We start from the raw sequence: 474 nt of genomic DNA, 5'->3' as shown, positions 1-474 counted from the left end.
AGATGCACAGGGAGAGAATACGATCTTGGTTGACGAGCAGTGTATGGGAGAATCTAAGTCTGCAATGTTATCTGGTAATGTGAGCTTTAAGGTGAGTGGAAATCTAGAATACCTGAGGGCTTGCTGTGGAGGGGTAGATGAAAAGCAGAGTCTGGTTGTCGAAGAGCTGCATGTAAGACGCTTAAAGCAAGAGATAACTTATCCTGGCCAGCTGGCGCAAACAGCTTAGCGTTTTACAACAAAAAAACGCAACTAACAATTGGGGTCATTAGCTGCGTTAAAGGGTAAAAGGAAAAGAAACTTAGCTTAGTATTAAGCCATAGCTTCTTGTGCAGTAGGCTTGGAATATTTAAGTACCCGTCCTACAACAGTTTTATACTGGCTTGAAAAGCTTCCCGTATTGTAAGGGATCTGATATTTCTCACAGATCTTCTGAACTTCAACAGCCATTGCTGGGTAATGACGTGCTGGCAC

At 43.0% G+C, this 474-nt stretch carries 1 pseudogene; it reads left to right on the top strand.

The window, feature by feature from the left end:
* Positions 1-229: pseudogene (locus A3729_RS32815) on the top strand (hypothetical protein); the annotation flags it as partial.
* Positions 230-474 lie beyond the last annotated feature (245 nt).

The sequence above is a fragment of the Oleiphilus sp. HI0043 genome (assembly GCF_001634935.1).
Note: the sequence above shows the minus strand (reverse complement) of the source record. Positions and strands in the feature narration are given on the sequence as shown.